General features: G+C 63.2%; 12 protein-coding genes. 7 read left to right on the top strand and 5 right to left on the bottom strand.

What is annotated here, in order from left to right; all coding sequences use genetic code 11:
* Positions 1 to 31 precede the first annotated feature (31 nt).
* The gene (locus C8J33_RS00365; RefSeq protein WP_132713328.1) at positions 32 to 1,231 is read right to left on the bottom strand and encodes a GGDEF domain-containing protein; all 1,200 of its coding nucleotides are present in this window, start codon (positions 1,229 to 1,231) and stop codon (positions 32 to 34) included.
* 125 nt (positions 1,232 to 1,356) lie between these two features.
* On the opposite strand from C8J33_RS00365, the gene C8J33_RS00360 reads away from it, so the two are divergent.
* A complete protein-coding gene (locus tag C8J33_RS00360) occupies positions 1,357 to 2,130 on the top strand; it encodes an OmpW/AlkL family protein (RefSeq protein ID WP_132662639.1) in 774 nt (257 codons plus the stop codon).
* Here C8J33_RS00360 and C8J33_RS00355 read toward each other — a convergent pair.
* The gene (locus C8J33_RS00355; RefSeq protein ID WP_132662638.1) at positions 2,118 to 2,873 is read right to left on the bottom strand and encodes a polysaccharide deacetylase family protein; all 756 of its coding nucleotides are present in this window, start codon (positions 2,871 to 2,873) and stop codon (positions 2,118 to 2,120) included. The genes C8J33_RS00360 and C8J33_RS00355 overlap by 13 nt on opposite strands.
* On the bottom strand, positions 2,870 to 3,970 hold the full coding sequence (locus tag C8J33_RS00350) for a glycosyltransferase family 4 protein (RefSeq protein WP_132662637.1): 1,101 nt from the start codon (positions 3,968 to 3,970) through the stop codon (positions 2,870 to 2,872). The genes C8J33_RS00355 and C8J33_RS00350 overlap by 4 nt, the downstream gene beginning before the upstream one ends.
* A 205-nt stretch (positions 3,971 to 4,175) precedes the next feature.
* Between C8J33_RS00350 and C8J33_RS00345 the strand changes: the two genes are divergently transcribed.
* Both C8J33_RS00345 and C8J33_RS00340 read left to right on the top strand, forming a co-directional pair.
* On the top strand, positions 4,176 to 5,471 hold the full coding sequence (locus tag C8J33_RS00345) for a PQQ-dependent sugar dehydrogenase (protein ID WP_132662636.1): 1,296 nt from the start codon (positions 4,176 to 4,178) through the stop codon (positions 5,469 to 5,471).
* Positions 5,472 to 5,670: 199 nt separating this feature from the next.
* Complete coding sequence (locus C8J33_RS00340) at positions 5,671 to 6,462, top strand: Ku protein (protein WP_132662635.1); 792 nt, start codon at positions 5,671 to 5,673, stop codon at positions 6,460 to 6,462.
* 23 nt (positions 6,463 to 6,485) lie between these two features.
* On the opposite strand, the gene ligD is transcribed toward C8J33_RS00340, so the two are convergent.
* Positions 6,486 to 9,029, bottom strand: a complete 2,544-nt coding sequence (gene ligD, locus C8J33_RS00335) for a DNA ligase D (protein ID WP_132662634.1) — start codon at positions 9,027 to 9,029, stop codon at positions 6,486 to 6,488.
* Positions 9,030 to 9,031: 2 nt separating this feature from the next.
* Complete coding sequence (locus C8J33_RS00330; protein WP_132662633.1) at positions 9,032 to 9,871, bottom strand: Ku protein; 840 nt, start codon at positions 9,869 to 9,871, stop codon at positions 9,032 to 9,034.
* 160 nt (positions 9,872 to 10,031) lie between these two features.
* Between C8J33_RS00330 and C8J33_RS00325 the strand changes: the two genes are divergently transcribed.
* Genes C8J33_RS00325 through C8J33_RS00310 form a run of 4 tightly spaced genes read left to right on the top strand, consistent with a single transcriptional unit; the run spans position 10,032 to position 14,910 of the window.
* Positions 10,032 to 10,526, top strand: a complete 495-nt coding sequence (locus C8J33_RS00325; RefSeq protein WP_245507024.1) for a 2Fe-2S iron-sulfur cluster-binding protein — start codon at positions 10,032 to 10,034, stop codon at positions 10,524 to 10,526.
* Positions 10,523 to 11,539, top strand: coding sequence for an FAD binding domain-containing protein (locus tag C8J33_RS00320; RefSeq protein ID WP_132662631.1), 1,017 nt, complete (start codon positions 10,523 to 10,525; stop codon positions 11,537 to 11,539). Before C8J33_RS00325 ends, C8J33_RS00320 begins: the two co-directional genes overlap by 4 nt.
* A gap of 9 nt (positions 11,540 to 11,548) precedes the next feature.
* Entirely contained in the window at positions 11,549 to 13,804 is a 2,256-nt protein-coding gene (locus C8J33_RS00315; protein ID WP_132662630.1) for a xanthine dehydrogenase family protein molybdopterin-binding subunit, read from the top strand.
* On the top strand, positions 13,801 to 14,910 hold the full coding sequence (locus C8J33_RS00310) for a catalase family protein (protein WP_132662629.1): 1,110 nt from the start codon (positions 13,801 to 13,803) through the stop codon (positions 14,908 to 14,910). Before C8J33_RS00315 ends, C8J33_RS00310 begins: the two co-directional genes overlap by 4 nt.
* Positions 14,911 to 14,939 lie beyond the last annotated feature (29 nt).

Genomic DNA, 14,939 nt, shown 5'->3' with positions numbered 1-14,939 from the left:
GATCCGACACAGCGAGACAGTCGATCTCTGATCAGCCAGCGGCTTCTGCCACAAGATCCTGCATCGCGGTGCTGACGCAAACCCGGTTGCGCCCGGTGCGCTTGGCCTTGTAGAGCGCGGCGTCGGCGATGTGGATCGCCTGTTCCAGCAGCGGCTCCTCACCCCCGAAGGGCGCGACGCCGATGCTGGTGGTCACCGTGACCTTCGTGCCATCGACGTCGAACGGCCGTTCCTCGATTGTCCGGCAGAGCAGCTCGGCAAGATGCGTGGCATCCTCCAGCGACGCACCGTGAAGGACGGCGACGAACTCCTCGCCGCCCCAGCGGGCAAGCACATCCTGCTGGCGCTTGACGACGACAGGCAGTCGCTCGGCAAACTGTTGCAGCACGCGATCGCCATAGGCATGGCCGTAACGGTCGTTGATCGATTTGAAGTGGTCGATATCCGCGATCAGCACCGCCATCGGCCGCTGCAGCCGCTGCCCGACGCCGATAATTGCCAGCGCTCGCTCCTGCAGCCCACGGCGATTGGCTAGGCCTGTCAGCGGGTCCGTGGTCGCGGCGATCTGCATCTGGCGCTGCGCCTCCTCGAGCGTCATGGCCACCAGCCCCACATAGATGAGGACGCTGACAGTCTGGTCGATGAACACGGAGAGGTAGATGTTGCGACTGCTTGGGCCGAGGCCTTCATAACCGAAGAAATGGCCGACGATCAGCGAGAGGATCGTTCCCACGAGAGCAACGGCATAGAAGGCGAGCGACGAGCTGATCAGGATCTGGGATGGCAGGCGCTTCTGCCGGCGCCCCTTGAGGAAGCTCGAGGATGCGGTGATGAGGATGTAGACGAGCGTGCTCATGGTCAACGCCAGCACGTAACTTGGAGAAAGTCCGATGCTCGCGGAAGTCCAGTAGGTCAGCCCCGGCGCGATCCACGTCGCGACGAACTTGACGCGATCGAGCGGCAAGTCGAAGAACGACTTCGCCCCCGCCTCCACCGACACGATGCTCAGACCGACGACGAAGTAGACCAGAGCGCCTTTTTCCGCGCTGAAGTTCGGATAGCCGGCGTCCTGGTAGGTCAGCCAGATACCAAGCGCGGAACAGAGGATGCTCAGCGTCCAGAACCGGTAAGCGTTCGTCGCACCCGGGCGAAAACTGTAGAGCAGGAAGACGAGAAGAAAACCCGCACGTGCCGTAACGCTCGAGACGAGCAGCGTCTGCACGTCTACCATAAACACCCCTTCATTTCCGGGGAAAGCCCCCAGAATCCTTCCGTCAAAACACGCGCTATCATGTATGATCGATAAAGCTTAAATAGAATAATAGATATTAGATCAATGCGTGATTTGGAACTGTAATGACGACGATGGGCAGGCTCTACGAACAGGACAACCGGGTTCTTTCACCGCCATCGGGAGACGACAGACAGGTAGCATTCCACACCATCCACTTCGGGATCATTCTGTCCGGAATCATGGGCTTTCTGGCTCCGGGACAATCTGCGTCGGCTCAGGATGCCGCACTCGACACAGCCGGAAACCATGAGACGAGCGCCGCTCCCATATCCGGTCTCGGCGCCGGCGATCTTTTGATACGGGCCCGTATCTCCGGCGTGTTGCCCTACGATCTGTACTCGCAAATCGACCTGATCGGCGGCACGATCGAGGTTCCGCGCCTGGTGCTGCCGGATCTGGATATCAGCTATTTCCTTACCGACCACATCGCCATCACGGGCCAGGCCGGCGCGCTGAAGACGCGGTTCAAGATCCGCGACAGCCTCTATGGCGATATCGACGTCGGCTCCATCTGGGCGCTGCCGCTGGCGCTATCGGCGGATTATCACCTGCTGCCGGACGCCCGCATCAACCCCTATATCGGTCTCGGCGCGGTTGCGACGTGGTACAAGGGCGCAAAGCCTGCGAGCCCCCTTGTCAAGCACTTCAGCGTGGAACGCCAGATCTCGCCGATGATCCGCGCCGGCATGGATGTGCAGATAACCGAGACATGGTTTGCCAACACCGAAATGCGGCTGGTGCTGCCCCCCACGCAGGTCCTGACCAATTCCGGCGTCACGGCGCGCACGGACGTGAAAAGCCTCTCGCTCGGCTTCGGCGTCAGCTACCGTTTCTGATCGACAGCCATCTCTTCGACAAGCTCGGCAAGCCCCACCCAGCGGCAGGCAGGATGCGCGGCCGTCGCCTCGAACAGATCGCCAAGAAACGCCCACACGGCCTCGTCATGAACGAGATGATGCGTGAGCAGACCGACGCTGCCGCCGCTTTCCAGGCAGACGGTCAGCCGTGCGGCGATCTCGCGCCACAACGCGTCCCGGGGGCGGCAGCCGCGGGTGCCGTGCCAGTCCATCACGTCGACATGCGTGTTGATCATCGGCAGCACGGCGGGCTTCTCCGGCCCATAAACCGAGAAGGCCCGGAAGCCCAGGCCGGAGAGACAGGGCAGAAGGCCCGGATCGATCCGGTTCCACGGCGGCACCAGCACCGGCTGGAACCGGTCGCTATGCAGGTCTGCAAGCTTGGTAAAACCCGCCGAAAGCTCCCCGAGAACGACATCCGCAGGACGATCGGCTCCGAGTTCCCGCTTCTTGGACATCTCCATCGCATGATTGGCATGCCGCCAGCCGTGCACCGTCACGCTGACATGGCGCGCGCGCGTCAACCGCTCGGCAAGCGCCTCGCCCGTCGGCTCCGGGATCACCGCGAGAGCCAAAGGAACATCGTGGGCCTCTGTCAGCTCCAGCAGACGATCAAGCGCCGGCGTCGGCTCGATGGCGTCATCATCGCGCAGCCAGAAGCGGGCGACACGTCCCGCCTCCTGAAAGCGGTCGAGGACGGTGGTGGTGATATCGGTGTTCATGACCGCGGCTCCCGCTTCACCTGCACATGCCGGTCGAGAATATCGACGAGCCGGGACGCGGCGGGCACCAGTCCACGCTCGGTCCCCGCAAACAATCGAGCCTCCGCTCCCATGGCCTGCCGTCGCGTCTCATCCTTGAGAAAGCCGGCAACGGCCTCCGCATAGGCCTCGACATCGCCCGGCGGCGTCAGCACGCCCGTGCGCCCATGCACCACCACTTCGGGAACGCCGGCAATGGCCTGCGCCACCACGGGCAAACCCACCGCCTGCGCCTCCAGATAGGCAAGCCCGTAGGCCTCGCCGCAGCCGGGCCAGACATAAAGCGCGGAGGTCGATAGCAACGCCGCCACTTCTTGCGCACTTCGCTCGCCGCACCACACGACCCGGCCGGACCCGAGCGGCGCGAACAGGGTCTCCACCTCGGAACGCGCCTTGCCATCGCCCACGATCGACAACGTGAAGGGTAGATGCAGCAGGCGCGACAGCGCGTCGGCCAGCATCCGGTAACTGTCCATCTTATCGCCCGGCCGCATCATCGCCACGGTCACGAGACGGCCGGGATGCGGCGTGGGATCGCGGGCGAGGAAGAGCGCGGGATCGATGAACGGCTGCAACCGCTCGACGCGCGCATGCGGCGCACCATCGAGAATGCCGACCTTGTCGCGCTCGGTCATGCAGATGTTGACGGACGCCGCCGTCAGCGTTTCCAGAAGCATCGCCTGCGCCGCCGCCCAACCGTCCTTGTCGCGCCGTGCGGAATAGGAGGCCTCGACCGTGACGTAGCCGATGCCGTGAGTGCGCGAGAGTGACGGTCCAAGGAGGTCCGGCGCCTTGTAATAGGGATGATAACAGAACCAGCAATCGGGCACGCCGTGCGCCTGCCAGTCCGCCGCGATGCGATCACGCTCCGCAGCGGCCACCGCCTCGAGATCGCCGATCTCCTCCGGCGTGCGCGTGAAGCTGCGCAATTCCGAGACGAGCGCGACCTGATGGCCGGCAAGCTCCAGCGCCTGCATCATCAGCCGCGACATCAGCCGGTCGCCCGAGGGTACCGGGTGACGGGGAGACTTGAGGGGAGCGTAGAATGCGATCTTCATGCGCCCTGATCTACACCATCCCCGCCCCTGCCTCCAAATGCTTCCGCCCGGACTTGGCCACGCGTATCAGACGATCGCCGCGGCCTTGCCGACACGGCGATAAAATAATCTTGAACGCGGCGCGATGAGCAATCCGTAACCGACGCTCTACATCGTTTCCATCGTCAATGCGTCGCCCGACGCCGTCATCAAGACAGGAACATCGATGAAAACGCGTGCTTGCCTCCTTGCCGGAACCGTCCTGACCGCACTCCTGACCGCGAGCCCTCTGATGGCTCAATCGACGGGCGACACCTCCCCCATCGACCATGTCGAGGGCCAGCCGCCTGCAACCGGCGAGGTAAAGGCCGCCGGCAAGCCGGTCGAGACGGAAGCGGCGAACGCACCCGACCAGAAGCCTGCCTTCGAGAACCAGACCCGTGCGCCGCAGCCGGACAAGATGCCGACCGTGACCCATCAGGCCGTCGCTGAAGGCCTGCCGCAGCTCTGGTCGATGGAGTTCCTGCCGGATGGCCGCATGCTCGTCGCCGCCAAGAAAGGCTCTCTGCATATCGTCGGTGCGGACAGCAAGCCTAGCACCGCGCTGAAAGGCGTGCCCGCCGTGATCTCCGACGGTCAGGCCGGCCTGCTCGACATCGCGATCGCGCCGGATTTCGCCACCTCCAACCGCATTTTCTTCTCCTTCTCCGAGCCGCGTGACGAAGGCAACGGCACCTCCGTCGCCTCGGCTAAACTGGTAGCAGACGATCAGGGCGGTGCGGCGCTGGAGGACGTCAACGTCATCTTCCGCCAGATGCCCGGCTACGACAACACCAAGCATTACGGCTCCCGCCTCGTCTTCGGCAACAATGGCGAACTCTACGTGACCGTCGGCGAGCGCTCCGACCGCGAGACCCGCGTCTTCGCGCAGGATCTGAAGAGCGGCTTCGGTAAGGTCTTCCGCATCGACACCTCCGGCAAGGCCCTTGCCGACAACCCGTTTGCGGGCAAGGGGGATGCCCAGCCGGAAATCTGGAGCTACGGCCACCGCAACCTGCAATCGGCGGCACTGGATGCGAAGGGCCGGCTCTGGACCGTCGAGCACGGGCCTAAGGGCGGCGACGAGCTGAACATGCCGCAGGCTGGCCTTAACTATGGCTGGCCGGTCATTACCTATGGCATCGATTATAGCGGCTCGGCCATCGGCGACGGCATCACCGCCAAAGACGGCATGGAGCAGCCAGTCTACTACTGGGATCCGGTCATCGGCCCCTCCGGCATGGTGTTCTACAGCGGCGCCGAGTTTCCGGAATGGGACGGCGCGGCTCTCATCGGCGGCCTCGTCTCCACCGGTCTCGTCGTCCTGCACATGGATGGCGACAAGGTTGCCCACGAGGAGCGAATTCCGCTCGAAGCCCGCATCCGCGACGTGAAGATCGGCCCCGACGGCGCGATCTACGCCGTCACCGAAAACCCGAAAGAGGGAACGTCGGCGATCCTGAAGCTGGCACGTCAGGGCTGATCGTCTGATACGGTTTCCAGTAAATCAGACCGGAAGCCGTATTCCGTCTATTGAAAATCTGGCCTTCCGGCCAGAGATTTTCAATGGTTCTTGTTTCCGGTTCGTGGAACGCGGTCAGCCGGAAACCGTCTGACGCTGGCGCGGCAACCTTTTCGGCGGTGGCGGGTTGATGATCCGCCACCGCTATCGAGGACAAGACATGGCCCGCAACAGCTTCTGGAAAGGCTACCTCCGACTCTCGCTCGTCACGGCATCCGTATCGCTGACGCCGGCGACCACGGAGAGCGAAAAGGTGCGTTTCCATGTTCTCAACCGCACCACGAAAAACCGGGTCGAAAGCCGCTACATCGACAGCGTGACGCATAGGAAGGTCGCGGACAAGGATCAGGTAAAGGGCTTCCCCAAAGGTGAAGACGATTACGTCCTGCTGGAGGACGACGAGATCGAGAGCGTTGGGCTGGAAAGCACGCGGACGATCGACATCTCCACCTTTGTGCCGCGCGATTCCATCGACTGGATCTGGTACGACAAGCCGCATTTCCTCGTGCCCGAGGACAAGGTTGGCGCCGAGGCCTTCTGCGTCATTCGCGAGGCCATGACCCGCAACAACGTCGTTGGCATCGCCCGCCTTGTCCTCTATCGCCGCGAGCGCGCCGTGCTGCTCGTGCCGAACGGCAAGGGCATCGTGCTCTGGACGCTGCATTACGGCGAAGATGTCCGCGAGGCCGTCGCCGACCTCGACATGAAGGCCAAGGGCGGCAAGGCGGAAATGGCAGCGCTCGCAAAGCTGGTCGAGAAGGACAAGGGCGCATGGAGCCCGACGCTGGTTCAGGACCCTGTCCAGAAGAAGATCAAGGCCTTCATCAAGAGCCGCCAGAAAAAGGATGGTAAGCCGGCCAAGACGTCGCGCGCATCGGTCAAGTCCTCGGGCAACGTCATCAACATCATGGACGCGCTGAAGAAGAGCCTGCAGCAGGAGAAGAGCGGCTAAGCCCTCTCCCGATATTCGATGTCTCAAGCTTTCGGCAGCACCTTGGCCGCTGCGAAGAACCCGTCCCAAGGGTCCTTCTTCAACGACGCGAGCCGGGCCGGCATATTGTCCACTGTGAAATAATCGGGTCCGATCGCCTCCGATAGCTCCGACCATTCGAGCGGTGCCGAGACGGCTGCGCCCGGTCGCGCGCGCGTGGAGTATGGCGCAACCGCCGTCGCTCCGCGCCCGTTGCGAAGATAGTCGATGAAGATCCGCCCGCGGCGCTTCGCCTTGGTGGCCACCGCGAGATAGCGGTCCGGATCCTTTTTCGCCGCATCCGTCGCCAGTGCCTTGGCGAAAGCCTTGACTGCCGGCCACCCTGCGGAAGGCTTCAGGGGAACGACCACATGCAGTCCTTTGCCGCCGGATGTCTTGACGAAGGCAGCAAGCCCCTTCGCCTCGATCTCTCCCTTCAGCAGAAGAGCGGCCTCGATGATCTCGGCCCAGCTCACATCCTCGCCGGGGTCGAGGTCCATGGTGATCATGTCGGGCTTTTTCCAGTTCCGCGTCGTCGTACCCCAGGGGTGGATTTCGAGCGCCGCGGACTGCACGAGCGCGATCAGCCCGTCGAAATCCGTGATGCGCAAGGACGGCTCGCCTGCCTTGTCCTTCGGATCCTTGATGTGGTCGATCGCCTTGTTGATCCCGCGCCAGGCATGTTTCTGGAAGAAGCGCTGCTTGCCGTCGATACCATCCGGGCAGCGCAGCAGCGAGAGCGGCCGATCGACCACATAGGGTGCCATGAACGACCAGACCTGCGCGTAATATTCGGCAAGCCCCTGCTTCGTCACGCCCTCCTCCGGCCAGTAGACCCTGTCGGGATGCGTCAAGGTGATCGCCGCCTTGGGAAGAGCTGGCGATGTCCGGCCCTTTTCCGCGGCCGGACGTTCCTGCCGCACCTCGCTTGCCGGCTTGTCCTCCCGCAGGCCGCGGAACGACGCGTGGCGCAGGTTGCCATCGGCCGACCATGCGCGAAACTCGACCTCTGCGACCAGAGTCGGCTCCACATAATGCAGGCCGCGCCGCGCATCCGCCGTCAGCTTGTCGCGGAACGGGGTGTCGGAGCGCTCGATAGCCGACAGCGCCTCGAACAGCATGTCCGCCGTCGCATGGCTGAACCCGGTACCAACCCGCCCGACATGGCGCAGCGCGCCGTCCTCGTAGACCCCGAGCGCCAGCGCGCCGATCGCATGATCCGAGGTGGAAGACGGCGCATAGCCGCCGATCACGAACTCCTGCCGTTCGGAGCACTTCGACTTGACCCAGCTACCCTTGCGGCCCGAGACATAGGGGCCGGAACGCTCTTTGGACACCACGCCTTCCAGACTCAACCGGCAGGCATGCGTCAGCACGAGATCGCCATTGTCCTCGAAATGCTCGCTGAAGCGGACGGTGGGACTGTCGGCAAGGATGAGCTTCTGCAACAGGTTTTTGCGGTCGATCAGCGTTGCCTTGGTCAGGTCGTGCCCGTCCAGATGCAGGATGTCGAAGGCATAATAGATGAACCGATCGCTGCGCCCGAGGCTCAGATCCTCCTGCAGGGCGGAGAAATCGGACGCGCCATTGTCCTTATGAACCACGATTTCGCCATCGATCAGCGCCGTCTCCACCGGTAGGCCCGTGAAGGCGGCGGCGACCTGATCGCCGAACCGCTCCGTCCAGTCGAGCCCGCTGCGGGTGAGCAGCCGGACCTTGCCTTTCTCGATACGCGCCTGCAGGCGATAGCCGTCGAACTTGATCTCGTGCACCCACCGGTCGCCCGAAGGCGCCTTCGGCTTCAAAGTCGCCAGCGCCGGCTCCACGAAATCCGGAAGAACCGCCTTCCTCGCGCCCTTCGGCCAGGCATGCGCCTGTCCCTCGGCGGCCGTCGTCACCTTGGTAGGCTTGCCCCGTTTTGCGTTGCTCGCCTTCGATGTGCTCTTCGAGTTCCAGGTATCGCCGGGGTTCTTGGCGACGTCTTTCAGATCTCGCCCAGACTTCACCGATTCCGGTCGCTCCTTCAGGATGTCGAAGCTGTCGTCCCGCGACGCCTCGTCGTCGCCCTTGATCAGCAGCCAGTTCTCGCGCGTCTCGCCCGGCTTGCCGTGCATGCGCACCAGATGCCAGCGCCCCTGGAGCTTCTCACCGTCCAGAGTGAACTCCAGATGCCCCTTGGCGTAGGCCTTGGCAAGATCGCCGATCGGCGTCCATGTACCGCGATCCCAGACGATGACAGTACCGCCGCCATATTGGCCTTTGGGGATCACGCCTTCGAAATCGCCATAGGACAGCGGATGATCCTCGACATGGACCGCCAGCCGCTTGTCCTCGGGATTGAGGCTCGGCCCCTTGGTCACGGCCCAGCTTTTCAGCACACCATCCATTTCGAGCCGGAAATCATAATGCAATCGCGTCGCGTCATGCTTCTGGATAACGAAGCTTGCACTATCTGTGGCGGCCTTCCGCTTTGCAGCTTTGGCAGCTTCGCCTTTCGGCTCCGGCGTCGCATCGAAGCGTCGCTTGGCATTGTAGGTGTCGAGACTCATCGTCAGCTCGCCTTCTTCTGCCGCGAACCCGCAGCCTTGGCCTTACCGGTCGATTTACCCTTGGAAGCCGCACCGCCGAGGCTCTGCCGCAGCGCCTCCTTGAGATCGACGACGTTGTCGTGCTTCGGCGGCGCCTTCTTCTCGATGGTCCGCCCCTCGATCTTTGCCTTCACCAGTTCGGCGAGTGCATCATTATAGCGGTCGGTGTAACTCTCGGGTTCGAAGGTGCCGGATTTCGTGCCGATGATATGCCCGGCCAGCTCCAGCATTTCCTCGTCGAATTCGATCTCCGGGACGGACTTGAAAGCCGTCTTGGCCGAGCGGACCTCGTAGTCGAAGTTGAGCGTTGTCGCGATCAGCGTGTCGTCCTGCGGGCGGATGAGGACGGTGCGGTTGCGCCGGAAGAGGATGGCCTCCGCGATCGCCGCAACATTTTCATCCCGCATGGTGCGCGCCAGCAGTGCCAGCGTTTCCGCGTCGTGATCCTCGACAGGCGCCAGATGGTAGGGCTTGTCGAAATAAAGCGTGTCGATGGCATCGAGCGCAATGAAGCGTGTCACCTTCAGCACCTTGTCGCTGTCGGGCATCAGCGCCGCCAGTTCGTCGCCCTCGATCGCGATATAGTCGCCATTGTCCAGCGGATAGCCCTTGATCTGGTCGTCTCGCTCCACCGGCTTGCCGGTTTCGCTGTCCACGAACTGCCGCTCGACCCGGTGGCCGGTCTTGCGGTTGATGATGTTGAACGAGATTTTTTCAGACGAGGAAATGGCGGTGTAGAGCCCGACCGCACAGGTGAGATCCCGCAATTTCAACTGGCCTTTCCAGCTCGCCCGTCGTGCCATCCGCTGCGTCCTCGCTACTCTTCTGATTACCGTGTGCGAACCAAACGGAATGACCGGGCAGAGGTTCCGGTCGGAACATTCCGACCCGCATACAGTTGTGATCCATCTCCAAATTTAGGGCGAGAAAGGGTTTGCTATGCTTCACGCCGATGCCGAACGAATGGCCATTCCGATCGTGATCACGCTGAACGGGAGGCAGGAGCGGCTGAACGTCGCGCCCTGGGTCACGCTGCTCGACCTGCTGCGCGGCCCGATGGAACTGCCCGGCACCAAAAAAGGTTGCGACCACGGCCAGTGCGGCGCCTGCACCGTCCTCATCGACGGACAGCGGGTCAATTCCTGTCTGAAACTCGCCGTCACGCTCGACGGTGCCGAAATCACCACGATCGAAGGTCTTGGGCAGCCCGGCAATCTTCATGCGCTCCAGCAGGCCTTCGTCGATCACGATTCCTACCAGTGCGGTTACTGCACGCCCGGACAGATCTGTTCCGCCGCCGGCCTTATGAACGAAGGCCATGCGCACTCCCGCGAAGAAATCCGCGAACTGATGAGCGGCAATCTCTGTCGATGCGGCGCCTACACCAACATCGCCGATGCGATCGAACAGGTGATGGGCCAGCAATCCGGCAAGAGCTACAAGGAGGCTGCGGAATGAAACAGTTCTCCTACATTCGCGCCGAAGATGTTGCCGGCGCCGTGGCGGCGTTGTCGGCAGATCCGCAGGCCCGGCTTCTTGCCGGCGGCACCAATCTGGTCGATCTCATGAAGTACGACGTCATGAGCCCTGCCACGGTCATCGACATCAACCGCCTGCCCTTGAAGGACATCGAAACGCTTGAAGACGGTTCGTTGAGAATCGGCGCGCTGGTGAGCAATGCGGCGCTCGCCTATGATCCAACTGTCATCGATCGCTTTCCGCTGCTCGCCAGCGCACTTTTGGCAGGCGCCTCCCCGCAGTTGCGCAACGCCGCGACCACGGGCGGAAACCTGCTCCAGCGCACCCGCTGCTACTACTTTTACGACCCGTCGAGCCCGTGCAACAAGCGCGAGCCAGGTTCCGGCTGCGGCGCGATCGGCGGCGTGAACCGCATCCATGCGATCCTCGGCACAAGCGCCTCCTGTATCGCCACGCACCCGTCCGACATGTGCGTCGCTCTCGCCGCGCTCGATGCCGTGGTCGAGGTGGAGGGCCCCGATGGCCGGCGCGATATTCCCTTCCTCGACTTCCACCGCCTTCCCGGCGACGAGCCGCAATATGACAACACGCTGGCGCCGGACGAAATGGTCGTCGCCATCCGCTTGCATCCGGATCACTTCGCCGCGAACCACAGCTATCTGAAGATCCGCGACCGCCTGTCCTACGCCTTCGCTCTCGTCTCGGTCGCAGCCGCGATCGACATGAAGGACGGCGCGATCGTCGATATCCGTGTGGCGCTCGGCGGCGTCGCGCACAAGCCGTGGCGTGATCCGCTCGCGGAGGCCGAATGCGCCGGCAAGCCTGCCGACGAGGCCACGTTCCGCCAGTTGGCGCAGCGGCTTCTTGCCGGCGCCCAGGGACAAGGCGGCAATGATTTCAAGATCCCGATGGCCGAGCGGACGATCATCCGCGCCCTGACGCAGGCCGCCAGCGGCACGCCGCAGGTGCAGTCCGAAAAAGCCATTCGCTAGGAGAATTCCATGTTCAACCCCTCCAAAATCGTAGGGCTGCCGGTCTCACGGATCGATGGTCCGCTGAAGGTCTCCGGCACCGCGCCTTACGCGGCCGAGCATTACGAGCCCGGCATGCTGCATGGCGCTATCGTCCTGTCCACCATCGCCACCGGCAAGATTCGCAACATCGACACGTCGAAGGCCGAGGCCGTCCTCGGCGTTGTCAAGATCTACACGCATGAGAACCGCCCAAGTGCGGCCTGGTGGGACAGCAAGTGGCAGGACAGCGTGGCCCCGCCCGGCAGCCCGTTCCGCCCGCTCGAAAAGCCGCACATCCAGTTCGATGGACAGCCGGTGGCGCTCGTCATCGCGGAAACCTACGAGGCCGCGCGTGATGCGGCGTCGCTCGTGACGGTCGAATACAAGGCGGATGCGCCGGAGACGGACCTGCACACCGTCTACCCGAAAGCCTACGAGCCGAAGAAGAAGCGCTCCGGCATCCAGCCGCCGCCGAAGCCCCGCGGCGAACCGGAAGAGGCTTTCGCGGGTGCTGCCTACAGAATCTCCGTGGAATACGTGATGGAGGGCGAGCACCACAATCCGATGGAGCTGTTCGCCACCACGGTTCTCTGGGAAAACGACAAGCAGCTGACCGTGCACGACAAGACGCAAGGGTCGCAGGCCTCACGCGACTATATCTGCAACATCTTCGGGCTCGATCCGGATGATGTCATCGTCAAGAACGCCTATGTCGGCGGCGCTTTCGGCCAAGGCCTGCGCCCGAAGCACCAGCTGTTTCTCGCCGTCATGGCGAGCCTCGACCTGAAGCGCTCGGTGAAGGTGGAAATGTCGCGTCAGGAAATGTTCGCCCTGACATGGCGACCTTCCTCACTGCAGACGGTGTCGTTGGCGGCCGACGCAGAGGGCATGCTGCAATCGGTCATGCACCACGCCGTGCAGGCAACGTCGCGCTACGAGGATTATCAGGAGGTCGTCGTCAACTGGTCGGGCCTTGCCTACAAGTGCGACAATGCCAAGCTGACCTACGAACTCGCTCAGGTCGATATGTCCACGCCCGGCGACATGCGCGCACCTGGGGCGGCCACCGGCGTTTTGGCCCTCGAATCCGCCATGGACGAGCTGGCCACCGAAATCGGCATGGACCCGCTGGAGCTGCGGGTGAAGAACTTCATCCACTTCGACCAGAATGGCGACAAGCAGCTGACCTCCAAGGCGTTGCATGCCTGCTACCGCGAAGGCGCGGAGGCCTTTGGCTGGAGCGAACGGTCCGCGGCACCCCGCTCCATGCGTGACGGGCACGACCTCGTCGGCTGGGGCATGGCCACCGGCTTCTGGGAGGCGGGCATGGCGCCGGCCGAAGCGAAGGTCCGCTACGCGATCGACGGCAAGGTCACCGTGTCTGCCGCCGCAACCGACATCGGTACCGGCACCTACACGATCCTCGCCCAGCTTGGTGCCGAGGCCTTTGACGTGCCGATTGAGGCCGTTCATGTCGCGATCGCCGACTCGACGCTTCCGACCACGGGCGTGGAAGGCGGATCCTGGACTGCGGCCTCCACCGGTTCCGCCGTGCAGATCGCCGCGGAAGCGGTAAAGGCAACGCTGCTCGACATGGCGCAGGACATGGAGAACTCACCGCTCGAAAAAGCTAAGCCTGAGGAGGTCGTGATCCGCGACGGCCGGCTGGTGCTGGACGTCAATAGCCAGGTGGGTATCGCTTTGTCGGATATCCTCGCCTCCAAGCAACTGTCGTCCGTCGAGGAGCCGGGCAAGGCCGGACCGGACATGCTGCAGATGCGCAAGTTTGTCAGCTACACCCACTCCGCCGTGTTCGTGGAGGTCAAGATCGACGAGCAGCTGGGCGTCATCCGCGTCACTCGCGTCGTCAGCGCCATCGGCGCCGGCCGCATCCTCAATCCCAAGACGGCCCGCAGCCAGATTCTGGGTGGTATCGTCATGGGTATCGGCATGGCGCTGCACGAGGAAAGCATGATCGACCACCGCACCGGCCGCATCATGAACCACAATCTCGCCGAATATCACGTGCCGGCGCACGCCGACATTTCCGATCTGGAGGTCATTTTTGTCGATGAGCATGACGACAAGGCAAGCCCGATCGGCGTGAAGGGCCTCGGCGAGATCGGCATTGTCGGCGTCGCCGCAGCCGTTGCCAACGCGATCTACCACGCGACCGGCACGCGCTTCCGCCATTTCCCCATCACCATCGACAAGATTCTTGAAAGCGAGTTGAAGCACGCATGACCCAGCTCCCCACGAAACTTGAACGCTACCGCCCCGATGTCGAAACCATCGAAAAGGACGAGCCGGAGACGTCCCGGGCGCTGGCCGAAACCCTGCTCTCCATCGCCCACACCACTTGGCGCAATGGCGGCCATGCCGTGCGCAGCGTGCATGCGAAGAGCCACGGCTTGCTCGATGGCGAGCTGGACATTCTGCCCGATCTGCCGGAGCCTCTCGCGCAAGGCATCTTCGCCAAGCCCGGCCGGCACAAGGCGGTCATCCGCCTGTCCACCTCGCCGGGCGATATCCTCCATGACAGCGTATCGACCCCGCGCGGCTTCTCGCTGAAGATCCTCGATGTCGAAGGCGAGCGCCTGCCCGGCGGGCTGGACGGTTCGACCAGCCAGGATTTCCTGATGGTCAATGGCAAGCTGTTCAACTCCCCGAGCGCCAAGGCCTTCCTGACGAACCTCAAAGGCTTGGCGCTAACGACCGACCGCATGGAGCGGACCAAGGAGGTGGCATCGAAAGTCTTCCGCGTCGTCGAAAGTGCACTGGAGAAATTCGGGGCTGAAAGTGCCACGCTGAAGAGCCTCGGCGGCCATCCCGAGACGCATATTCTCGGTGAAAGCTTCTTCACCCAGCTGCCGCACCGCTACGGCGACCATATCGCCAAATTTTCGCTGGTGCCGGTGACCGAGAACCTGAAAGCCCTGAAGGACCAGCCGATCGACGCCGATAAGGACGAAAATGCGCTGAGAAACGCGGTCCGCAGCTTTTTTGGCAGCGAGACCGTGACATGGGAACTTCGGGTGCAGCTCTGCACGGATCTGGAAGCCATGCCGGTCGAAGACGCCTCCACGCTCTGGGATGAGGACCAAAGCCCGTTCATTCCCGTGGCACGGCTGACTGTGAAGCCACAGGATGCCTGGACGGAGGAGAAGCAGAAGCGCATCGATGACGGCCTGTCCTTCCGCCCCTGGAACGGCATTGTTGAGCACCAGCCGCTTGGCTCCATCATGCGCATGCGCCGTCAGGCCTACGACTCATCGGCGGCCTTCCGCTCGGAACGCAATCCCGTGCCCGTAAGTGAGCCCGGTGCCCGCTGTCCCATCGCTGCCGGGTAAGGCGGCGGCGGCGACAAAATACGTGCCGC

Source organism: Rhizobium sp. PP-CC-3G-465 (assembly GCF_004343445.1).
Classification (GTDB): domain Bacteria; phylum Pseudomonadota; class Alphaproteobacteria; order Rhizobiales; family Rhizobiaceae; genus Ferranicluibacter; species Ferranicluibacter rubi.
This window is presented reverse-complemented; position numbering and strand designations above follow the sequence as displayed.